We start from the raw sequence: 20,778 nt of genomic DNA, 5'->3' as shown, positions 1-20,778 counted from the left end.
TGACCGGGCGCGCGGCCCGCGGCCGCTCTCGTCACCGGGGCGCCCCCTCTCCCTTCGCCGGCGGGAAGTCGAGCCCGAGCTGCGCGAAGAGGAACGAGAACACGTCGGTCTGCTCCTCGATCTGCTCGGAGAGCGGCGTCCCGAGCCCGTGGCCCGTCGAGCCGCTCGCCCTGAGCAGGATGGGCGCCGCGCCCGACGTGGCCGCCTGCATCCTCGCCGCCATCTTCCGCGAATGGAACGGATCCACCCGCGCGTCGTTCGCGCCCGTCAGGAACAGGGTCGCCGGATACGCGGTCCCGTCCTTGACATGGTGGTACGGCGAGTAGCCGTGGAGCGCCTTGAACTGCGCGGGATCCTTCACCGTGCCGAACTCGGTCACGTTGAAGGCGCCGTTCGGGGTGAGCTCGACCCGGAGCATGTCGTAGATGCCGACGTGCGAGACGACCGCCTTGTACATCTCCGGGTGCTGGGTGAGCTGCGCGCCCATGAGCAGGCCGCCGTTCGAGCCGCCGAGGATGGCGAGCCGATCCGGGCTCGTGAAGCGCCTGTCGACGAGGTGCTTCGCGCACCCGGCGAAGTCGTCGAAGACGTTCTGCTTGTTGAGCAGGTTGCCGCCGCGGTGCCATGCCTCGCCGAACTCGCCGCCTCCGCGCAGGTTGGCGAGGGCCAGCACCCCTCCCTCGTCGAACCAGAGCCGCCAGAGCGGGTTGAACCCGGGAGACAGGCTGACCCCGTACCCCCCGTACCCCGTGAGCAGCGCCGGCGCGGTCCCGTCGAGCGCCGTCCCCTTGCGGCGCAGGACGCTGACTGGCACCTTGGTCCCGTCCTTCGAGGTGCACACCTCGCGGGTGACCTCCACGTCGGCATACGAGACAGGGGCCGTCATCGCGAGGGCCGTCTTCGTCACCTTGCCGTCCCTGGCCGAGTACGCGTACCAGGCGGCCGGCTCGGTGTAGCTCACGCCGCGAAAGAGCACGTCGTCGCCGGTCGCGCGCACGAGCTGGCGCACCGAGGAGATCGGCGGGATCGGCACCTCCCCGAGCGCCTTGCCCTTCAGGTCGAAGACGCGGACCTGGGACGGGCCGCCGAGGAGGTCCAGGACGTGGAGCCGGGTCTTCGTGGGCAGGAAGTCCTGGATCACCGCCTCGCCCTCGGGCACCACGAGCTCCGCCTGCGCGAGGTCGAGCTTGCCCGGGGCGAGGCGCACCACCTTGCCGCGCGGCGCGTCCTTGCGCGACAAGAGATAGAGGCGGTCGTCGACGCCGAACCTGACCCGGAGGATCTTGTCCGGCAGGTCGGCGAAGCGGGTCCATTTGCCCGAGGCGTCGAGGAGGTAGTGCCAGTACTCGCCTCCATCGCCGTTCTGCACGCTGGCGTGCACGAGCTTGCCGCTCTCGCTCGTCGTGAGCTCGACCTCGGCGATGCGGGGGAACTCCTTGCCGAGCGCGTACTGGTCTTCCTTCTCCGGCGTGCCGAGCTTGTGGAAGTAGATCTGCTGGAAGAACCCCATGTCCTCCTGCGGGCGCTCGCCGGGGTGCGGGTGCCGGGTGAAGTAGAACCCCTTGCCGTCGCCGCTCCACGCGAGGCTGCCGCCGGCGGTGCCGCTGCTCGCGTGAGGGACTGTGTCGCCCGTCTCCTTGCCCGTCGCGACGTCGTAGACACGCACGGTGCCGTTTTCGGTGCCGCCTTCGGACATGGACACAGCGACCTTCTTGCCGTCGCGCGAGGGGACGAACCAGTCGATCGTCGTGTGACCTTTCGGGTCGACGACCTCCGGGTCGACGAGGATCCGCTCGGCCGCAGGGTCGCTCGCGGACTTCAGGACGACGAGGGAGGGCTGCTGCTTCGGCGGCTGCGCCTTGAGCGCGAAGAGCTGTCCGCCGGCCTCGTCGAGCGCGAAGTAGTTCGCGGACGTCGCCGACAGGATCTCCTGGACGCGCGCCCGGACGGCGGCGCGCAGGGGCAGCGCGTCGAGGTAGCCGCGCGTGAGCCGGTTCTGGTCGGCGATCCAGCGCTGGACCTCGGGGGAGCTTCCGCTCTCGATCCACTGGTACTCGTCGACGACGCGGGTGCCGTGGTACTCGTTCGTGACCGGCCGCTTCGCGGTCTCCGGATACGGCAGGCGCGCGCCGCTTCCGGGGGCGGCGGGCGCGGCGGACGGCGACGAGGCCGCGGCGGGCGGGGCCGCGGCGGGCTGCTCCGGCGGCCGGGGCGAGGGCGCGCTGCACGCCGCGAGCAGCGGCAGCGCCAGGGTGACGGCTGTGGTCGTGTGCGGGCGGCTCATGCCTGCGAAGCTAGCCGCCGCCGCAGGCGCCGCGAGGAAGAAAGAATCGGCCCGGGGGCGGGGGCACGATCCTGCAGCCGTGCAAGCCCCTGCCTCGCAGGATCGCAAGGCGTCGGGCATGCCCTGGACAGAATCTCGGGGATTTCGGGGGTCTGCGCCTGGTACGAAGGGTGCTTATCCGACAGCCAGCACCGCCGGCGGCCTCCGCTACCCCCCGAGGCGCCCGGCGGCGCTGCTATTTTGTTTCTTGATCTCGGACGGCTGTTGACGTCCCTGCGCCGGAAGATGAGCTCGTCAGGCGACGAGGTGAGCGCGCGAGGCGCGGAGCTCTTCGTGCTAGCGTGCGCCGCATGGCGATCGACGAGAAGGAAGAAGCGCTCGGGACCGGGGACATCGAGGTCCGCGAGGTGGATGAGAGCGTCCTGAAGGATCTCGAGTCGAGGTACGCGGACGTTGCGTGTCCGATGCACGGCGGGCCGCCGAGCTTCGAGCTCGCGCCCGACGGGTCCGTCGTCGAGCGCTTCTGCTGCCCGGCGCTGCTCTCGATCGTCCGGGAGCTCCAGGTAGCGGCGGGCGAGCGGCCGGCTCCTCCTGCGGAGGACGACGGCGAAGAGGGCGAGAGGTAGCTTCGCGGCGGGTCGGGGTCAGCCCGAGTTGCCCGGCCGCCTCTCCTCAAGGCTGGCCCAGGTAGTCCATCTTGCCGATATCCAGGCCGTTGTGGCGCAGGATGGCGTAGGTGGTCATCACGTGGAAATAGAAGTTGGGCAGGGCGAAGTTCAGCAGGTAAGGCAGGGCCTTGAACTGCAACGGCTGGCCGCGCGTGGGGATCGAGACGTCGCGATCCTCGGAGCCGTCGATCTGCTCGGGCCGCAGGCCGTTCAGGAACGCCACCGTCTTCGCGATGCGGGCCTGTAGCTCGTCGAAGCTGGCCTCGTTGTCCTCGTACTTCGGCACATCGACCCCGGCGAGACGCGCCCCACAGCCCTTGGCCGTGTCCGAGGCGATCTGCACCTGACGCGTGAGAGGCAGCATGTCCGGGGCGAGGCGCGCGTCGAGCAGGACGCGCGGCTCGATCTTCTTCGCCTCGGCATACGCAGCGGCCTTGGTGAGGATCGCCGAGAGGTTGCCAAACATCCTCACGAGCACAGGAATCGAGGCCTGATACATCGAGATCGCCATGTTCATCTCCTTGTTACCGCACGGGACGAGCCGCGCGGCCCCGCACGACAAATGCAGCGCGGCGCAGGGGCGCCGCCGGCGGGGAAGCGCGGGGCGCGAACATAGAGACGCCATCCCCCTCGCGCAAGCGCGATGTCGCGCCAGCACCGCCCGCCGCCTTGCCATGCTCCAGCACGGCCCGCGCGCGCCGCGCCCGCGGACTCCACCACGCAGGCGCGCAGAACAGGGCACGCAGGGCGCCCCTCGAGGCGCGCCTGTGAAGTAGTGTGAACCATCTCGACTGCGCATGCGCCCGCCCCCACGTGCAGGGCGCAGCGCCGGGCGCGCGCCCGGCTCCTCGTGGGAGCGCCGTGATGCGACTCGACGTCGGCTCCGGCGGCAGGATATAGGGTGTGACCATGCGAGACATCCTCTCTCTCTGCCTGGTCACGGCTGCGCTCTCGGTCGCGTGCGGCTCCACGACGACCGACCCGGATCCGACCGGGAGCGGCGGGTCGACCGCCACCTCGACAAGCGAAAGCTCGGCCACCGGGGCGGCCTGCGCGCCGGGAACGACCATGTCGTGCACCTGCCACGCCGTCCGGGAGCCGGGCGTCGCCACGTGCCTCGCCGACGGCAGCGGCTACGGGCCGTGCATGGAACAGGACGGCAGCGACTGCTCCTGCCCCACGGGGCGCGGCGACGGGTGCTGTCAGGGCGACGGCATCTGCTGCGCCTGCGTGCCAGGCTGCGATCCGAGCACGGCGTTCAACCAGGACCCCGAGACGGACGCGCTCATCGCGTGCGTGTGCGCGGCAGACGTCTGCGCCGACGCGTGCGCGTCGGAGTGCGCCGGCAGGGGGTTGACGGCAGACTGCGGGCCTTGCGTGGAACAGGCGGCGATGGACGCGTGCAAGTCGCAGTACGAGGCCTGCGGCGGTAGCTGAGCGCCGGGGAGCCCGGGAGATGAGCAGCGCCGCGGCGGTCAGCGCGCCGGGATCGCTGTCCATTGCAGGGACCGATTTCACGGAATCGTACGCTGTCGGTCGATCTCTTCATCCGGGGTGCCGGCCAACCGCGGAAGCCGGCCCGCCCCGGGCTCCAGGGCGGCCCGCGTCAGGCCCGCGCCGCCGCCTCGCGCTCCTCGCGCCGGCTGACCTTGTCGCCCAGCGAGCCGGCGCTCCGTCGCCGAGAACGTGACGAGGTGGCGCGCGATGTGACACAAGGTGTGGCATTTTGTCACGGCTCGGACGGCCGCCCGCTGCCCGAGATCCGGGAAGTTCGGCCCCGTGGACGCTCTCCCGAGCGGACACAGCCTGGGCACGTTTGCTGCCGTTGAGCTCGGGATGCCGACCGAACGCGAGATGCGCGACGCGACCAACGCAAGACCCCGCGCGGCCCCGCCGGCGGCCGGGCCTTACGTGGTGGGGATCGGCGCATCGGCGGGGGGGCTCGAGGCGCTCGAGCACTTCTTCAACAACCTCCCGAAGGAGAGCGGGATGGCGTTCGTCGTCGTCCAGCACCTGTCGCCGGACTTCAGGAGCCTGATGGACGAGATCCTCGGGCGCCGCACCGAGCTGCCCATTCACCTCGTCGAGGACGGGATGCTTGTCGAGCCCGACCACGTGTACCTGATCCCGCCGAAGAAGGAGATGATCATCTCCGGGGGTCACCTGCTCCTCAGCGAGAGGGATCCCGACCAGGAGCTCACGCTGCCCATCGACGTGTTCTTCCGATCCCTCGCGCAGGACTGCGGCACGCGGGCGGTCGCCGTGGTCCTCTCCGGGGGCGGGAGCGACGGCTCGCGCGGGATCCGCGCGGTCCACGAGGCGGGCGGCCTCGTCGTCGTGCAGGACGTCGACAGCGCGCAGTTCGACGGGATGCCGAAGACCGCGCGCGACGCCGGCGTCGCCGACTGCGTCTTGCCGCCGCAGGACATGCCGCGCGTCCTCCTCGAGCACGTGAGGTCCGAGGGGCGCCGGCCGGAGCGGCACGTGGCCGGCGTCGATCAAGCGATGACCGGTGTCTACCAGATGCTCGAGGAGCAGTTCGGCATCGACTTCACCCACTACAAACCGAGCACCATCACCCGGCGCATCGAGCGGCGGATCCAGCTCGCGCACACGGACGATCTCGACCAGTACATCAGGCGCCTGAAGAGCGAGTCGACAGAGCTCGACGTGCTCTACCGCGACCTCCTCATCGGCGTGACGCGCTTCTTCCGGAACGAGGAGGCGTTCGGCATCCTCGAGGAGGAGGTGCTCCCCGCGCTCCTGCGGGAGGGGCCGCGCGACGCGCCGTTCCGCGTGTGGGTCGCCGGCTGCGCGACGGGCGAAGAGGTCTATTCGCTCGCCATCCTCCTCCACGAGCTCACGTCCCGGAGCGGCCAGCGCCCGTTCAAGATCTTCGCGACCGACGTGCACCACGGCTCGCTCGAGCTCGCGACGCGCGGGATCTACGAGGAAGAGGCGGTGGGGAACGTCTCGCCCGAGCGCCTCGAGCGGTATTTCATCCGGCGCGGACGCAGCTACCAGATCGTCCCCGATCTGCGCCAGGCGGTCGTCTTCGCGCACCACAACGTGATCAAGGACGCGCCGTTCACGCGCGTCGACTTCATCAGCTGCCGCAACATGCTCATCTATCTCCAGCCGGCGGCGCAGCAGAAGGTCCTGAGCCTCTTTCACTTCGCGCTCAACCGCGGGGGCGTGGTCCTCCTCGGGCCCAGCGAGACCCCGGGGCACCTCGCGCACGACTTCGAGGTCGTCAACAAACAGTGGCGGATCTACCGGAAGTACAGCGACCGCCGGATGCAGGTCGATCCGCGCTTCCAGCCGGCGTCGCCGAAGGGCCAGGGCGCCCCGCGCTCCGGGATCACCGCGCCCGTCGCGCGCCACCCGGTGACGCATCTCCTCGGGACCTACGACGCGCTGCTCGACGAGTTCATGCCTCCGAGCCTCCTCGTCAACGACGCGGGCGAGCTCGTCCACGCGTTCGGCGGGGCGAGCCGCTTCCTGAAGGTCAAGGATGGCAGACAGGGGCTCAACGCGTTCGAGATGCTGGACTGCGATCTCAAGATGATGCTGACGGGGGGCCTCCAGCGCGCCCTCAAGGAGCCCTCGGCGATCGTGTTCAAGGGGGTGCGCGCGGAGGGCGGCGTGTACAAGGTCACGATCCGCCGGGTCGAGAGCCGGCGAGGCACCTTGCCCCACGTCCTCATCACCTTCGACGCGATCGAGGGGGCGCCGCGGCGGGCGGCGATGCCGGAGAAGGAGATCAACCTCGACGACGTCTCGCGCGAGCAGCTCAGCGCGCTCGAGGCGGAGCTCGTGTACACGAGGCAGAGCCTGCAGGCGACGACCGAGCAGCTCGAGGCGAGCAACGAGGAGCTGCAGGCGGCGAACGAGGAGCTCCTCGCCTCCAACGAGGAGCTGCAGAGCACGAACGAGGAGCTCCAGAGCGTCAACGAGGAGCTCTACTCGGTGAACGCGGAGTACCAGCGGAAGATCGCCGATCTCACCGAGCTCGGAAACGACATGGAGAACCTCCTGTCGAGCACGGACATCGGCACGATCTTCCTCGACAAGGAGCTCAAGATCAGGAAGTTCACGCCGCAGATCGCGGAGAGCTTCAACCTGCTCTTGCAGGACGTCGGCCGGCCGATCGAGACGTTCACGTACGCGGTCGATCACCCGGAGCTCACCGAGGATCTCCGGCGCGTGCTCGCGACGGGGGAGCGCGTGGAGCGCGAGCTGCGCGATCGACACAATCGCTCGTTCTTCCTCCGCATCCTCCCCTACCGCGCCAAGGGCACCGTCGCGGGGGTCGTGCTCACGCTGATCGACGTGAGCGGCCTCAAGGCGGCGGAGGACGCGCTCTTCCACGAGCGCTATCTCCTGAACAGCCTGCTGCTCAGCGTGCCCGACGCGATCTATTTCAAGGACGCGCGCGGCCGGTTCATTCGCACCAACCACGCCATGGCGGAGCGCCTCGGCCTCTCCGACCCGCGCGAGGCCGCTGGCAAGACGGGCTTCGAGCTCCCGGGGCACCAGGCGGCGCTCGCCGTTCACCAGCAGGACGAGGTGGTGCTGCGGACCGGCGAGGCGCAGCACTACAAGCTCGAGAAGCGCCTGCGGCAGGACGGGGGCGTGGAGTGGGACCTCGTCACGCGGCTCCCGCTCATGGATGCCGCGCGCCACATCGTGGGCATCATCGGGATCTTCCGGAGCGTCACGGAGCAGAAGCGCTCGGAGGAGCAGATCAAGGACGCCGTGCGGCGGCGCGACGAGTTCCTCGCCATGCTGTCGCACGAGCTCCGCAATCCGCTCGGCGCGATCGTCCACGCCACGGCGCTGCTCAAGGAAGACAGCGCCGCGTCGAACGGCGCTTCCGGGGTCGACGAGAAGGTCTTGCAGATCCTCGAGCGTCAGTCCGCGCAGATGGCGCGCTTGCTCGACGATCTGCTGGAGGCGAGCCGCGTCACGCAGAACAAGATCGAGCTTCGTAAGCGCGTGCTCGACCTCGGCTCCGTGGTGAAGGACGCCACCGACGCGGCCAAGAACCTGATGGACAGGCGCGGCGTCAGGTTCTCGGCCGTTGTCGATCCCGAGCCGATCTGGGTCGAGGGCGACCCTGCGCGGCTCCAGCAGGTCCAGGTGAACCTGCTCAACAACGCTGCGAAGTACACCCCGCGGGGCGGTCACGTCACCCTCGAGGCCAGGCGCGTGGACGGACACGCCGTGATCCGCGTGAGGGACGATGGCGTCGGGATCCCGAAGGAGATGCTCGACACCGTGTTCGAGCTCTTCGTGCAATCGAGCCGCACGCTGGACCGGTCGGCGGGGGGGCTCGGCCTGGGGCTCACGCTCGTCCGTGGCCTCGTGGAGAAGCACGGCGGCACCGTGAGCGCGCGGAGCGACGGAGAGGGCAAAGGCAGCGAGTTCGAGGTGCGGCTGCCGATCACCCAGCGGGCGTACGAGAAGGAGACGGCAAGCGGGTCGCTCCTCAGGAGGTTTCCCAAGGGATCGCGGGTCGTCGTCGTGGAGGACAACGCCGACGGCCGCGAGGCGCTCTGCGCGCTCCTGACGCGCGCCGGGTTCGAGTGCCACTCTACCGACCACGGGATCTCGGGGATCGAGCTCATGGACGCGGTGCGCCCGCACATCGCCATCGTGGACATCGGGCTTCCGGGGATCGACGGCCTGGAGTTCGCGCGCCGCGTCCGCGAGAAGCGCCAGCACGACGACGTCTATCTGATCGCGCTCACCGGCTACGGGCAGCAGAACGACCGCGAGAAGGCGCGCGGAGCCGGGTTCGACGAGCACCTCGTGAAGCCCGTCGACCTCGCCACGCTCAAGCGGCTGCTCGCCGACGGCGAGCCGGCGGCCGGCGAGCGCTGCGCCTGACGCGCTCGCCCCGCGGGGCGCTCTGGCGCCGCGCCGCCCGGCCGCTACGCCGCCCCCGCCGCGTCGACAGCCCTCCCCGCGAGCAGCGCCTCCACCCGCTCCACGAGCTCCGCCGGCTCGATCGGCTTCGCCAGCACGCGCCCCCCGTGCGCCGCCAGGAACCGCCGGCTCACCTCGCTCGTCGCGCCCCCCGTCATGAACAGCACTCGCTCGGCGAGCGCCGGCAGCTCCGCCTCCATCCACTCGTGCAGCTCGATGCCCGTGCCCTCCTGCATCACGATATCGCAGAGCACCACATCGAAGCCCGCGTCCAGCAGGAGCGTGCGCTGCGCCTGCGCCCCCGAGCCCACGCCCACGACCTCGTGCGTCGTCCCGAGGATCCCCCGCAGCGCGCGCAAGATCAGCGGCTCGTCGTCCACGATCAGGATCCGGCCGCGCCGCGCCGCCCCCTCGTCGCGCGCCGGCGCGGGCAGCGCCGCCGGCTCCTCGCTCGCCCACACGGGCAGCCGGATGCGGACGCACGTGCCCACGCCGACCTTGCTGCTGATCCCGATGCTCCCGCCGCACGACTCGACGATGCTCCGGCAGATCGCGAGCCCGAGCCCCGTCCCCTCCCCCGCGCGCTTCGTCGTGAAGAACGGCTCGAACAGCCGGTGCATGTGCTCCTCGGCCACCCCGCAGCCCGAGTCGACGATCTCGGCGATGACCTCGCGGTCCTGCTCGCGGGTGCGCACCTCGACGAGGTTGTCGGCAACGCGCCCTTCTCCCATGGAGTGCGCCGCGTTGATGAGCAGGTTCACGAACACCTGCGTCAAGCGGCCCTCCGCCCCGCCAACGCGGGAGATCGGGGCGAGCTCGCGCACGACGCGCGCGCGGTGCTTCATCTGCGTGTGAACGATGTTGAGGGCGCTCTCGATCACCGCATTGACGTCCGTCGGCCCGATCGCCTCGTTGGCCTCCCCGCGCGCGAACACCCCGAGATCCCGCACGATGTGCATCACCCGCGCCGCGCCGTGACACGCGTCGGCGAGCGGCTGGCCGAGCCGCTCTGTGGGAGCGCCGGTGTCGGCCAGGCGCTTGATCTCGCGGGCGAGCAGCTCCAGGTTCGCCACCACGTACGCGAGCGGGTTGTTGATCTCGTGGGCGACGCCCGCCGCGAGCTGGCCCACCGCGGCGAGCCGCTCGCTGCGCTCGAGCCGGAGCCTCAGCTCCTCGGCCCGGCGCCGCCCTGTCACGTCGCGCAGCAGCGCCATCCTCGCCGGCCGACCCTGCCAGTCCACGTCGACCCAGCGGACGTCGAGGACGACAGGGAGGCCGTCCAGATCGAGCGTCGTCTCCCCCGCCCCGAGCGCCACCGGGCAGCCCCGCCCGCGGACGAGGCGCCCGTCGCCCAGGAGCCCCTCCGCGGCCGGGTTCGCGAACAGCACCGTCCCGCCGGGCTCCAGCACGACCACCCCGTCGGCGCTCCGGGCGATGAGCTGGTGCAGGTTGGCCTCGTTCTCCCGCGCTTCGGCCATGGTCCGCGCGAGCTGCGTGACGAGCTGCTGACGGCTGACCGCGTGGCGGATCGCGCGCCACAGCGCGTCGGCGTCGAGCCGGCGCTTCACCAGGTAGTCCTGCACCGAGGCGCCGAGCGCGCGCTCGGCCAGGCCGACATCGTCATGGCCCGTGAGCACAACGATGGGCACACGGGGATCGACGTCCCGAACGCGCTCGACCACCTCGAGGCCCTCGCCGTCCGGCAAACCGAGGTCCAGGAGGACGACGTCCCACCCCTCCTTCACGCGGGCGAGCCCCGCCGCGAGCGTCTCCGCGTGCGCGAGCTCGGCGCGCTGCCACGGCACCGCGTCGAGGTGGCTTTGCACGATCGAGGCCGCAATGGCGCTGTCCTCGATCAGCAAGAGGCGAAAGCACGGGGCCGGCGGAGCCCGGCCGGGTTCTGCGGACATGGATCACCCCCCCAAGGTCAAGGAGACCCAGAGGCTTTCCCTGAAGTCAAGCCTCCTCGGCATCTGACGACCGGCGGCGCCATCAGCGTTATAGTCGCCCGGAATGGATCTCCTCCCGTTCCCCAAGATGCCGTGCCTCGGCGCGAGCGACGCCGCCCGGGCCGCCCACGGCGCGGTGCGCGCCCTCTCGACCGAGGACGGCGAGGCGCCTGAGCGCGCCGTCAGGGCGGCCGTCGCGCGCCAGGCTCCGTAGTGGGCGTTCACGCGGACGTTCAAGCGGCTCAGGGTCCCGGAGCCGCTGTGTCGCGCCCTCCTGGCCGACGCGCGCGACGCGGTCCTCGAGGGAGATCCGCGGCGCGCCTCGCCATGGTCTCGGCGGTGCTCGCCGGCGGCGCTGTCGCGCGCGCGCAGCCGACCGCTGCGCCCTTGCAGCTCGAATATCGCGCGGCGGCTGGATGCCCGACGGAGGCGGACTTTCGTGAGCGCGTCGTCGCGCGCCTCCGCCGGCCCCTCGGGGCGGCGGACGCGGCGACCGCGTACGTCGTGACCGTCGAGAAGCGCGATCGCCGGTTCACCGGGCGCCTCGGCGTCCGCGCGGCGGACGGGGCGGCGTCCGACCGCGATGTCTCGGGGGATACCTGCGACGATGTCGTCGCCGCGCTCGCGGTGGTGACCGCGCTCGCCATCGGCGCCCACGCCGCGGACGCGCCCACCACAGCCGCCGTACCGGTGGCTTCCGCCTCCGCGAGCGCCGCCGCCGCGCCGCCCGCGCCGGTCGGTGGTGAGCTGCCGCGACCGCCCGCGCCCGCGCCCCCGCCCCCGCCCGTGCCCGCAACGGACGCCGCGGCGCGCCTGACGCTCGGCGCGCAGCTCCTCTACGGCGCGATGGTCGGCCCGCGAGCCTTCGGCGCGCGCCTCTTCGCCGAGCCCCCTGTCGGCGCGACGGACCGCGACATCGGCCCGCTGCGCTTCCACGCCGACCTCGAGGTGTCCTCGGACATCCCCGCGGCGGGCGGCTCGGCGTCGTTCCGGCTCGCGGCCGTCGCCGCCGACGCGTGCCCGTTCGGCGCGGCGTACGGCGCCCTGCGCCTCGCCCCCTGCGCGCGCGTCGAGGGCGGCCTCCTCTCGGCGAGCCGTCGGGGCGACGCCCCCGTGCGCGGCACGGCGCGCGGGTGGCTCGCGATCGCCGTGCCGGTGCGCGCGCGGCTGCTGCTCTGGGGCCCGCTCGTGCTGGACGCCGAGGCCGGCATCCGCATGCCGCTGCTGCGCGGCGGCCTCCTCGTCGAGGGCGCCGAGGCGGTCGCTCCGCCGCCGATCGAGGGCGTCTCCGCGATCGGGCTCGGGTGGGCGATTCCGTGATCCCGGCCCCCGCCTCCGGACATGGCGCCGGTAGACGATGATCAGCGCGACCCGAGCCAGCCCCCCTGCCCGCGCGGAAGCGGCGCGCGACGCGGCCGTGACCGGGCCCGCAGAGGGCGCCGAGCGCGGCGCGCCCTCGCCCTCCGCCGAGCGCTACCGCGCGCTCGTCGACGCGTGTTTCGACTTCATCTGGCGCTCGCTGCGCGGGCTCGGCGTGCCCGCCGCGACGGCTGACGACGCCGCGCAGCACGTCTTCCTGATCGCGCACCAGAAGCTCGGTGAGATCGCGCCCGGCCGCGAGCGCTCGTTCCTCTTCGGGACGGCGATGGGGGTCGCGGCGAACGCGCGCCGCGCCGGGGCGCGCCGGCGCGAGCGCTGCGACGACGACGCGATGGCGGCCGCGGCCGACGGCGCGCCGAACCCGGAGCAGCTCATGGAGATGAAGCAGGCGCGCGCGCTGCTCGACGAGGTGCTCGACGCGATGGAGGACGACCTCCGCGTCGTCTTCGTCCTCTTCGAGCTCGAGGGCGTCCCGACCGAGGAGATCGCCGCGATGCTCGGGCTCGCGAGGGGCACCGTGGCGTCTCGCCTCCGGCGGGCGCGCGAGGAGTTTCACGCCATCGTGAAGCGCGCCCAGGCGAGGGCGCTGCACAGGGGAGGCAAGCGATGACCGATCCGAAGCCGCTCGAAGAGCTCGGAGAGGAGGAGACGACCGAGCTCGAGCGCGCGCTCCTCCGCTCGTGGAAGCACGAGTCGCCTTCCTCGTCGGCGCGGGCGCGCGCGCTCGCCATCGCCGGGCTCGCCGCGGGGACGAGCGCCGCGCCCGACGCGCACGCCGCGCACGCCGCGCCCGACGCGCACGCCGCGCCCGCGCCGAAGGCGGCCGCGGGCAAGCTGCTGACGCTCGCGAAGTGGGGCCTCGGGGCGGTGATCGGCGCCGGCCTCCTCGGCGCGGGCGTCGCGCTCCTCCGTCCTCCGGCGCCTCCCTCCGCGGCGCCCCCGAGCGCGCCGCCGGCTGTGACCGCGCCGCCCGTCGCCGACGAGCCGCCGCCGGTCGCCGACGAGCCGCCGCCCGTCATGCCCGCACCGGCGCCCTCGGGGCCCGTGACGCGCGCGCCGGGCCCGCTCCAGGGGAGCGCCTCGCCGAGCGCGGCGCCCGCCGCCGTCGCGAGCCCTCCGCGCCCGAAGGGCGCCGCGTCGCGCGCGCGATCCGCGCCTGTCGCGCCGGCCGACGCGCTCGGCGAGCAGGTCGCCATGATCGATCGCGCGCGGGACGCCCTCGGCGCAGGCGACGCGGCGGGGTGCCTTGCAGCGCTCGACGCCCACGACGCGAGGTTCCCTCGGAGCGCGATGGGAGAGGAGGCCACCGTGCTCCGCATCGAGGCGCTGATCCGCCTCGGCGATCGGGCCCGCGCTGCCGATCTGGGCCAGCGATTCCTCGCCTCACGCCCGACGAGCCCGCACGCAGCGGGCGTGCGCGCGCTCCTCGGCGCGACGACGGACAGGTGATCACCGGCGCGAACGTGCTTTGAAGAGCGCTCCAGAGGGGGATTGGCGTGCTCGGTTCGTCGAAGGTGTCGAGTGCAGTCGACACGAGATGATTCAACGGAGAGGCTTCCTATGGTCTGGTCGTCATGGTTCATGCGCCGCGCGCGGTGGGCAGTCATGGTGGGAGCCGCGGCGGCGTGCCTGTCGCTGCCGGGGCGCGCCGCCGCGCAGGAGGCGATGGCCCCGACATGGGAGGAGAGCGAGCGTCCGGAGGAAGTCGCCGAGCGGCGCGAGCGCGCCGCGCTGCTGGCGACGCACTTCCACGACGCGACAAGGCTCCATTCCTCCGGCAAAGCGCTGCCGATCCTCTTCGGCGGTCTCGGCGCGGCGAGCCTCGCGGCGGTGAGCCTGGCCGGAGACCTCGACGCGCCGCTGCGCATCGTCTGGGCGTCGGGGTCCGCGACGATGCTCGCCGGAGGCCTCGTCGGGTTCGCTGCGCCGGAGACCTACCGGCGGGGCACCCTGGCGACGGCCGGGCTGCTCTCGCAAGGGAGCCTCTGGCTCGGGTTCTCGCTCCTCGACAGCCGCACGCTCCCGAGGATGACGCCGGTGGTCCTCTCGGCGGGATATTACCTATCCGGCGCCCTCTCCGGTCTGAACCTGGTGCTGTCCAGCTACACGCCGGTCTCCCGTCTCCGCGCCGACCACGCCCTGGTGGCGACGCCCGCGTGGCGCGCGCGGCTGTCAGGCGCGCAGGTCGCCGGCATCGAGCGGGATCTGCTGGGCACCGCGCCTGCGATCCCGAGCTGGGCCATTCACTTGCCGGTCGCGCTCGGCGGGGTCGCCGCTGCCTTGCCCGCGCTCGACCCCGACCTGCCGGAGTCACAGCGCCTGATGAGCGTGACGACCGGCTTGCTCACCTGCGCGTGGTCGTTCGCCGTGCTGCAGCTCGACCATCCAGCGCAGTCCTATCAGCAGGACCTGCGCCGGGCCGGCCTGAGCCTCGCACCGTCGGGCCCCGAGGGCGCCGCGGGCCTCACTGTCTCGGGCGAGTTCTGAGTCTGGCGGGGGAGCCTCGTCCGGAGCGGCCATGGCGTCGTCGTCGCGCCTGTCGAGGCGCGCGTGTCTACACGGAGAGCCGCCCGTCCATCCTGTTCGTTCTGGATCACACTAGAGCATCGATCAGCTTGGAAGCCCGGAGATCAACGCAACGACGCAAAGGCGCAAAGACGTAAAAAGAGATCCTTGTCCCTGCGCCTTTGCGCCTTTGCGTTAAATTCTCGTTCTTTCTTCGCCTCTTCAATCCGTTTGTCGCTCTAGACCCCCGCGAGGGCAAGGCGCGGTTCCGCGCCGTGCTGGTCGCTTGAACGACGGCCAGCGCGGTACGCGCGCGCAGGGCGCTCCTCGAACGCCCCCCTCCCCTCAGGCGAGCGCCCGGACCTCGCGCAGCACCGCCTCGACGTCCGCCTCCGAGTTGAGCAGGCTCGGCGCCACGCGGGCATACCGCGTCGCGTACGGCGCCGCCGACGCGATGATCTTCCGCTCGCGGAGCCTCCCCACGACGGCCGCCGTCGACATCCCCGCGACCTCGAAGCAGACGAGCCCCGCGGAGATCGCGTCGTCGATCGGCGTGTGCAGCGTGACGTGCCTCATCGCCCGGAGCCCCTCCTTGCACTGCCGGTTCAGCGCGTGGATCCGGGCCGCGACCCTGGCCTTGCCGATGCGCCGGTGGAACGCGAACGCCGCGGGCAGCGCCCAGCGGTGCTCGAAGGCGTGGAACCCGCCGGGAGTCATCATGTTCGCCGTGGTCGGCGGCGCCGGCTGCCCCCGGAGCCAGGCCCCGTATCCCTCCTGGCCGAAGTGCGGGATGCTCGGGCGCAGCATCGGCCAGAGCTCGGCCCTGCCCCAGAGCACGCCCGTGCCCCGCGGACCGAAGATCCATTTGTGACAGCCGGCCGCGAAGAAGTCGCAGCCGAGGTCGGCCATCGTGGCGTCCTCGACCCCGAAGCCGTGCACGCCGTCCACGCAGCAGACGACGCGATCCCCCGGCGCCCGCCCCTGGTTCGCCCGGGCGACGACCTCGGCGATGGCGCGCACAGGCGTCCTCACCCCCGAGCCCGAGTGAACCCACGTGATCGCCACGACCCGCGTGGCCGGCGTGATCGCCGCCTCGATCGCCCCCGCCATCTCCGTCGCCGTCGCGGCGCTGCTCCGCTCGTACAGCGCGATCTTGCGCACCGTGGCGCCCGTCCGCTCCGCCGCGAACCGGAGCGACTCGTGCGTGGCGTAGTGATCGTGCACCGTCGTGAGCACCTCGTCGCCCGCCCGGAGCGGCAACCCGAGGTACAGCGAGGCGAGCCCCATCGTTGTGCTGCCCGTGAGCGCGATCTCCTCGGCCCCCGCGCCCATGTACGCCGCGGCCGCCTCCCGCACCGGCGCCGGATCCTCGTGCGCTTCGAGCGCGTGCGCCGGGTTGTCGTCGAGCTCCCTCCGCAGCGCCTCGATCGCCTCGCGGACCGGCCGCGGGTGCGAGGCGAGCAGGAAGCCCGTCATGTGGATCCACGCCGGCGACACATCGAACTCGTCCCGGACGCCCTGCCACGCGTCGGTCGGCGGGCGCGCCTGCGGCCGATCGCTCGCGGCCGTCGCCGTCGCCGAGGCCGCGCACCCCGCGGCGCCGAGCGCCAGCAGGCCTTCCAGCAAGCTTCGCCTGGGTAGCTTCGTCATTCTGCGTCTCTTCCCTTCCTGCCGGGCGCAACCCCTCCGGAACCGCAGGATTGCCCGCCTGGCGCGCGCCGCGCCTCCGCGAGCAGGGGAGCCTCCCCCTCCCACGCCCCGCGCAGCCCGCGGAGTATGCACGGCGGCCACCAACGAGCATAAGCATTCGAAAAGAAACGTATTTTCGCGATGGTGGGCAGATCGCAGCCGGTCCGCTGTGTCGGCGCAATCCCGTCGCGCGGCGCGCGCAGGATAATCCCGGATCACCACGGCTCCCTCTGCGCGGCGCGCCGCTCGAGGGCGCGCCGTTCGCCGGATCGCGGGGCGGGCTCCTCCGGCCGCCGCGGCGCGCCGCCGTGGCGTCAGCGGATGAGGTACCTGCCGAGGAACGCCTCCGCCTCGTCGGCGAGCGTCCCTACCTCGACGGGGATGCCGGCGGCGCGCAGCATCGCCACCCCGCGGCCGAGGTTCCTTGGATCGCTGTCGATCACGGCCACGAACACAGCGCCGATGCGCCGCTGGATCAGGGCCCGCGCGCACGACGGCGTCCGGCCGAAGAACGAGCAGGGCTCCAGCGTCACGAACGCCGCGCAGTCGGAGAGATCGCCGGGGAGCCTCGCCAGCGCCATCGCCTCGGCGTGGTGGCAGCCGGGCGCCTGCGTGAACCCCTCCGCGACGACGCTCGCGCCGCGCACAACGACGCAGCCCACCGGCGGGTTGGGTCGGCAGCGCGGGAGCGCCCCGCGCGACAGCTCCAGCGCCCTCGCCATGAAGCGCCGCTTCTCGGCCTCGGCGAACGAGCGCCGCGCGCCCCGCGGGGGCAGCGGCTCTGCGGCCGGCGCGCTCACGGCGCCGGGCTCGGGTACCGGGCGTGGATCTTGTCGATCTCCGCGAGCACGTCCTTGCCGAGCACCACGCCCGCGCTCTTCAGGTTCTCCTCGAGCTGATCGAGCGTCGTGGCCCCGATGATCGTGCTCGCCACGAACCAGCGGCTCCGCACGAAGGCGAGCGCGAGCGACGCCGGGGTCAGCCCGTTCGCGCGCGCCAGCTTCACGTAGGCCTGCACCGCCTCGTCCACGTTGGGCTTCCTATAGCGCTGGCCGAACGTCTCGAACAGGGCGAGCCGCGAGCCCGGCGGGGGTCCGCCCAGGTACTTGCCCGTGAGCAGCCCGAAGGCGAGCGGGCTGTAGGCCAGGAGCGGCACGTCCTCGCGGCGCGACGCCTCCGCGAGCGCCGAGTCGAACGTGCGGTTGATCAGGCTGTAGGCGTTCTGGATCGACACAGGCTTCGGCAGCCCCAGGTGCTCCGCCACGCGGCTGAACTGCGTCACCCCCCAGGCCGTCTCGTTGCTGAGCCCTATATACCGGACCTTGCCGTCGCGGATCACCTCCGCGAACGCCGCGAGCTGCTCCGGGATCGGCGTGCTCGACCGCTCGTTCGCCGGATCGTAGGCCGTCGCGCCGAACTGCGGGACGTACCGATCGGGCCAGTGGATCTGGTAGAGGTCGATGTAATCGGTCCTGAGGCGCCGCAGGCTGTCCTCGACAGCGCGCCGGACGTTCGCGCGGTTGACCGCGAGGGAGCCGTCGCGGACCCACGGAATGGGCCGGCCCGGCCCCGCGATCTTCGTCGCGAGGACCACCTTGTCGCGCGGCCGCTGGCTCAGCCACTCGCCGATGTAGCTCTCCGTGCGGCCCTGCGTCTCGGCGCGGGTCGGCACTGGATACATCTCGGCCGCGTCGACGAAGTTGATCCCGGCCTCGAACGCGCGATCGAGCTGCGCTCTGGCGTCCTCGAGCGTGTTCTGCTCGCCGAACGTCATCGTCCCAAGGCAGAGCTCCGAGACCCGGAGCTCGCTGTCACCCAGTTGTCGGTAGTGCATTGCTGTTCCGTCCGTTGATCGCCAGGTACCACGGCACGGCGCCCTCGTCTACCATAACGGACATAGCATCTCTCATAGCGGACACACCCCGGGGGCGCCTGGTCTCGCCCGGGCCAGGCGGCTCCGCGCTGGCCGCGCTGCGGCGCCCCCGCGCCGCGCTCGCGCGCTACGGCGGCGGCCAGCGGACGTGTGGGGGTACACCTCGCCATCGTTGAAGTGGAAGCCCAGGAACGTGTTGCGCTCGAAGCGGATCGTGGCGCCCGTGTCCACCGCGTGCGTGTACGCCCCGGAGAGCGAGGTATCGGCGAAGTAGTTGTCCGTGAACGAGATCGTGTCCCCGGCGGCGCGCGGGTCCTCGGCCACGCGCGTCGGGAACAGCTCGACGAAGAGGTCGCCCGTCCCGATCACGATGTTGTGGTGGAAGCTCGATCTGCCGTAGCGCTGGCCGTATTGCACGTTGCCGTCCTGGGAATGGTCGAACGCCGACCGCCACCGGACCGCCCCCGGCCCGAGGACGTTATGGTGGACAGTCGACCTCCGGGAAGGACTCGGTCAGATCGGGATATGCGATCGCGGGGCGCTCGCCCTCCTTCGGCGCGGGCTCCGGCAGCGTGAAGGTTGTCGTGGCCTGGCCGAAGCGCCCGTAGGCCGGGACGCCGGGCGTCTCCCCGCCTGCGCCGCCGGCCCCGCCTGCCCCCGCCGGCGCCCGGGCCAGTGCCGCCTCCGCCGACGCAGGCGCGCGCCGGTGTTCCCCCATGCTACCCAGCCATCGGGTGGCTCCGGCAGCGCTTCGCGCCGTGGCTCGTCCGTGCATCGAGCGAGGACCACGTCGCGTGACGCCGCGCTCCAGAGGCGCCCCGCCAGCCCCTTCTCCCTCGGACTGGACGACACAGCGGGTCGGTCGATTGGAATTGACGCTGCTCATGTGAACGTTCACAATCCGCCCGTTCGGCACCTTTTTGCCACGCCGCGGCCTTGCTTGGTTCGAGAGAGCCAATTCACCTACAGGAGAGAACTCCATCATGAGCCGAAACTGGACTGCCTGGGGCGCCTTGCTCGCAGCCATGCTGGGGTCGGTGCCCTCCGCGCGCGCGGCGACGTTGCAGCAGGTCAACGGCTGGGGAGCGAGCGGTCTGCCAGGTGACGTGAGCATGCACGTCTATGTCCCGGACCACGTGGCGCCGAATCCTCCGGTTCTGGCTCTTGTGCACTACTGCGGCGGGACCGCCAGCGCTGTCTTTGGCCAGGCGCGGGGCGGGGGCATCGTCGACGCGGCGGACGAGCATGGCTTCATCATGGTCGTCCCCAGCAGCGGACGGTGCTGGGACGTCGTGTCGGACAAGACGCGCACGCGTGAAGGCGGTGGCGACAGTCACGCCATCAGGCAGATGGTGAAGTACGCGCTCGACACGTACGGAGGCAACGCGGATCGCGTCTATGCGACGGGAGATTCGTCCGGCGGCATGATGACCGAGCTCCTGCTTGCCCTCTACCCGGACGTCTTCAAGGCAGGCGCCGCGTTCGCGGGCATGCCGGCCGGGTGCCGCGCAGCCAACGAATCAGGCAACAACGGCGGGTATAGCGGAGCGTGCGCAGGCGGCTCGGTGACCCACACAGCGCAGGAGTGGGGGGACATCGCCCGTACGCTGGCCCCGGGGTACGCGGGACATCGCCCGCGGCTGCAGCTTTTCCACGGCGATGCCGACAGTATCATCAAGTACCCGAACCACACGGAAGCCATCAAGCAATGGACCGATGTCCTGGGCGTGAGCGCGAGCCCGACGTCGACCGACATGGGCGTCCGGCTCGGCAACCACGATGCGACGCGGCAGCGCTGGACGAATGAGTGCGGCTACGTGGTCCTCGACGCGTTCACCTCGATCGGCGGCGATCACGGCCCGTCCGACGCGCTATTCCCCGCGGAGTACGTCATCCCCTTTCTGGGTCTCGACAAGACCGGGCCGGTCGACCCCGAGATAGAGCAGTGCAGCGGTGGTGCGGGGGGAAGCGGAGGCGCAGGCGGAGCCGGCGGAGACGGTGGGGGTGGCGGACAGGGGCCGGGTGGCATGGGCGGCGTCGCCGCGGGGAGCACGGGGGCGACAGGCACCGCAGGCGGAAGCGGAGGCGCAGGCGGGAGCGGCGGGAGCGGCGGGAGCGGCGGAGCGGGCGGCGCCGTCACGACGGGTGGCCCGGCGGGCAGCGCCGATTCCGGATCGTGCGCGGTCGGCAGGTCCGATCCGGGCGAGTCCGTCGGGACCTCCCTGGTGGCGCTGGCAGCCGCAGCTTCGACCTTGATCCGTCGTCGTCGTCGGAGGACGGCGGTGGGGTCAACCTGAACCGGGACCCCTCTCGGATCACGTGCCCACGCCGTTCGATGCCGTCGCGCGCCACGCTGGCGGAACGGGGGGCCGAGCTCGGCCGCCGCGCGCTGCCGCTCGAATAGTGGCTGCAGCAGCCGGCGCAGCGCGCCTGAGCTCAGCGTACGCTCGAGGCGGCCTCGCTCGCCAGCGCCCGCCGCCACGGCCTGTCGGGGGAACG

General features: G+C 71.9%; 17 protein-coding genes. 9 read left to right on the top strand and 8 right to left on the bottom strand.

Annotation, left to right across the window (positions count from 1 at the left end):
* Window positions 1–31: 31 nt before the first annotated feature.
* On the bottom strand, window positions 32–2,284 hold the full coding sequence (locus tag WMF42_RS04060) for a prolyl oligopeptidase family serine peptidase (protein ID WP_437690290.1): 2,253 nt from the start codon (window positions 2,282–2,284) through the stop codon (window positions 32–34).
* Between the two features lie 350 nt (window positions 2,285–2,634).
* Here WMF42_RS04060 and WMF42_RS04055 point away from each other — a divergent pair, with 350 nt between their 5' ends.
* Window positions 2,635–2,910: a hypothetical protein gene (locus tag WMF42_RS04055; protein WP_061612084.1), complete on the top strand. Its 276-nt coding sequence runs from the start codon at window positions 2,635–2,637 to the stop codon at window positions 2,908–2,910.
* Window positions 2,911–2,956: 46 nt separating this feature from the next.
* Here WMF42_RS04055 and WMF42_RS04050 read toward each other — a convergent pair whose 3' ends face one another.
* Window positions 2,957–3,463 (bottom strand): DUF1993 domain-containing protein, encoded by a 507-nt coding sequence (locus tag WMF42_RS04050; protein WP_061612091.1) that lies wholly within the window; start codon window positions 3,461–3,463, stop codon window positions 2,957–2,959.
* A gap of 398 nt (window positions 3,464–3,861) precedes the next feature.
* On the opposite strand from WMF42_RS04050, the gene WMF42_RS04045 reads away from it, so the two are divergent.
* Both WMF42_RS04045 and WMF42_RS04040 read left to right on the top strand, forming a co-directional pair.
* Entirely contained in the window at window positions 3,862–4,389 is a 528-nt protein-coding gene (locus tag WMF42_RS04045; protein ID WP_061612083.1) for a hypothetical protein, read from the top strand.
* Between the two features lie 399 nt (window positions 4,390–4,788).
* Window positions 4,789–8,844, top strand: coding sequence for a chemotaxis protein CheB (locus tag WMF42_RS04040; RefSeq protein ID WP_061612082.1), 4,056 nt, complete (start codon window positions 4,789–4,791; stop codon window positions 8,842–8,844).
* A gap of 44 nt (window positions 8,845–8,888) precedes the next feature.
* Here the strand turns inward: WMF42_RS04040 and WMF42_RS04035 are convergent, their stop codons facing one another.
* Entirely contained in the window at window positions 8,889–10,793 is a 1,905-nt protein-coding gene (locus tag WMF42_RS04035) for a response regulator (protein ID WP_437690287.1), read from the bottom strand.
* Between the two features lie 103 nt (window positions 10,794–10,896).
* On the opposite strand from WMF42_RS04035, the gene WMF42_RS04030 reads away from it, so the two are divergent.
* The 5 genes from WMF42_RS04030 to WMF42_RS04010 all read left to right on the top strand — a co-directional run bounded on the left by WMF42_RS04030 (window position 10,897) and on the right by WMF42_RS04010 (window position 14,699).
* Window positions 10,897–11,046, top strand: a complete 150-nt coding sequence (locus WMF42_RS04030) for a hypothetical protein (RefSeq protein WP_437690286.1) — start codon at window positions 10,897–10,899, stop codon at window positions 11,044–11,046.
* Window positions 11,047–11,159: 113 nt separating this feature from the next.
* The gene (locus tag WMF42_RS04025; protein ID WP_437690284.1) at window positions 11,160–12,152 is read left to right on the top strand and encodes a hypothetical protein; all 993 of its coding nucleotides are present in this window, start codon (window positions 11,160–11,162) and stop codon (window positions 12,150–12,152) included.
* A gap of 97 nt (window positions 12,153–12,249) precedes the next feature.
* Window positions 12,250–12,822: an RNA polymerase sigma factor gene (locus WMF42_RS04020; protein ID WP_437690282.1), complete on the top strand. Its 573-nt coding sequence runs from the start codon at window positions 12,250–12,252 to the stop codon at window positions 12,820–12,822.
* Window positions 12,819–13,661, top strand: coding sequence for a hypothetical protein (locus tag WMF42_RS04015; RefSeq protein WP_437690280.1), 843 nt, complete (start codon window positions 12,819–12,821; stop codon window positions 13,659–13,661). The genes WMF42_RS04020 and WMF42_RS04015 overlap by 4 nt, the downstream gene beginning before the upstream one ends.
* 111 nt (window positions 13,662–13,772) lie before the next feature.
* Window positions 13,773–14,699 (top strand): hypothetical protein, encoded by a 927-nt coding sequence (locus WMF42_RS04010; protein WP_437690278.1) that lies wholly within the window; start codon window positions 13,773–13,775, stop codon window positions 14,697–14,699.
* Between the two features lie 363 nt (window positions 14,700–15,062).
* Here the strand turns inward: WMF42_RS04010 and WMF42_RS04005 are convergent, their stop codons facing one another.
* The 5 genes from WMF42_RS04005 to WMF42_RS03985 all read right to left on the bottom strand — a co-directional run bounded on the left by WMF42_RS04005 (window position 15,063) and on the right by WMF42_RS03985 (window position 18,997).
* Window positions 15,063–16,367 carry an aminotransferase class V-fold PLP-dependent enzyme gene (locus WMF42_RS04005; protein ID WP_437690276.1) on the bottom strand — a complete coding sequence of 435 codons (1,305 nt, stop codon included), beginning with the start codon at window positions 16,365–16,367 and terminating at the stop codon, window positions 15,063–15,065.
* 353 nt (window positions 16,368–16,720) lie between these two features.
* A complete protein-coding gene (locus tag WMF42_RS04000) occupies window positions 16,721–17,128 on the bottom strand; it encodes a bifunctional diaminohydroxyphosphoribosylaminopyrimidine deaminase/5-amino-6-(5-phosphoribosylamino)uracil reductase RibD (protein ID WP_434048838.1) in 408 nt (135 codons plus the stop codon).
* A gap of 74 nt (window positions 17,129–17,202) precedes the next feature.
* Entirely contained in the window at window positions 17,203–18,240 is a 1,038-nt protein-coding gene (locus WMF42_RS03995; RefSeq protein ID WP_437690274.1) for an aldo/keto reductase, read from the bottom strand.
* Window positions 18,241–18,312: 72 nt separating this feature from the next.
* Window positions 18,313–18,696 carry a hypothetical protein gene (locus tag WMF42_RS03990; RefSeq protein ID WP_437690272.1) on the bottom strand — a complete coding sequence of 128 codons (384 nt, stop codon included), beginning with the start codon at window positions 18,694–18,696 and terminating at the stop codon, window positions 18,313–18,315.
* 61 nt (window positions 18,697–18,757) lie between these two features.
* The gene (locus WMF42_RS03985; RefSeq protein ID WP_437690270.1) at window positions 18,758–18,997 is read right to left on the bottom strand and encodes a hypothetical protein; all 240 of its coding nucleotides are present in this window, start codon (window positions 18,995–18,997) and stop codon (window positions 18,758–18,760) included.
* A 265-nt stretch (window positions 18,998–19,262) separates the two neighbouring features.
* On the opposite strand from WMF42_RS03985, the gene WMF42_RS03980 reads away from it, so the two are divergent.
* Entirely contained in the window at window positions 19,263–20,576 is a 1,314-nt protein-coding gene (locus tag WMF42_RS03980) for an extracellular catalytic domain type 1 short-chain-length polyhydroxyalkanoate depolymerase (RefSeq protein WP_437690268.1), read from the top strand.
* The last annotated feature ends 202 nt before the right edge of the window (window positions 20,577–20,778 follow it).

This window comes from Sorangium sp. So ce176, from assembly GCF_051519835.1.
GTDB classification, from domain to species: Bacteria; Myxococcota_A; Polyangia; order Polyangiales; family Polyangiaceae; genus Sorangium; species Sorangium cellulosum_G.
The sequence above is the reverse complement of the archived record's forward strand: the minus strand, read 5'-3'. Positions and strand labels throughout refer to the sequence as shown.

Bases quoted from the DNA above. Each gene is read 5' to 3' on its own strand.
- WMF42_RS03980 (WP_437690268.1), top strand. From the start codon at position 19,263: ATGAGCCGAAACTGGACTGCCTGGGGCGCCTTGCTCGCAGCCATGCTG.
- WMF42_RS04030 (WP_437690286.1), top strand. From the start codon at position 10,897: ATGGATCTCCTCCCGTTCCCCAAGATGCCGTGCCTCGGCGCGAGCGAC.
- WMF42_RS04005 (WP_437690276.1), bottom strand. From the start codon at position 16,367: ATGACGAAGCTACCCAGGCGAAGCTTGCTGGAAGGCCTGCTGGCGCTC.
- WMF42_RS04055 (WP_061612084.1), top strand. From the start codon at position 2,635: ATGGCGATCGACGAGAAGGAAGAAGCGCTCGGGACCGGGGACATCGAG.
- WMF42_RS04060 (WP_437690290.1), bottom strand. From the start codon at position 2,284: ATGAGCCGCCCGCACACGACCACAGCCGTCACCCTGGCGCTGCCGCTG.
- WMF42_RS04040 (WP_061612082.1), top strand. From the start codon at position 4,789: ATGCCGACCGAACGCGAGATGCGCGACGCGACCAACGCAAGACCCCGC.
- WMF42_RS04025 (WP_437690284.1), top strand. From the start codon at position 11,160: ATGGTCTCGGCGGTGCTCGCCGGCGGCGCTGTCGCGCGCGCGCAGCCG.
- WMF42_RS04045 (WP_061612083.1), top strand. From the start codon at position 3,862: ATGCGAGACATCCTCTCTCTCTGCCTGGTCACGGCTGCGCTCTCGGTC.
- WMF42_RS04015 (WP_437690280.1), top strand. From the start codon at position 12,819: ATGACCGATCCGAAGCCGCTCGAAGAGCTCGGAGAGGAGGAGACGACC.
- WMF42_RS03995 (WP_437690274.1), bottom strand. From the start codon at position 18,240: ATGCACTACCGACAACTGGGTGACAGCGAGCTCCGGGTCTCGGAGCTC.
- WMF42_RS04010 (WP_437690278.1), top strand. From the start codon at position 13,773: ATGGTCTGGTCGTCATGGTTCATGCGCCGCGCGCGGTGGGCAGTCATG.
- WMF42_RS04050 (WP_061612091.1), bottom strand. From the start codon at position 3,463: ATGGCGATCTCGATGTATCAGGCCTCGATTCCTGTGCTCGTGAGGATG.
- WMF42_RS04035 (WP_437690287.1), bottom strand. From the start codon at position 10,793: ATGTCCGCAGAACCCGGCCGGGCTCCGCCGGCCCCGTGCTTTCGCCTC.
- WMF42_RS04000 (WP_434048838.1), bottom strand. From the start codon at position 17,128: ATGGCGAGGGCGCTGGAGCTGTCGCGCGGGGCGCTCCCGCGCTGCCGA.
- WMF42_RS03985 (WP_437690270.1), bottom strand. From the start codon at position 18,997: ATGGGGGAACACCGGCGCGCGCCTGCGTCGGCGGAGGCGGCACTGGCC.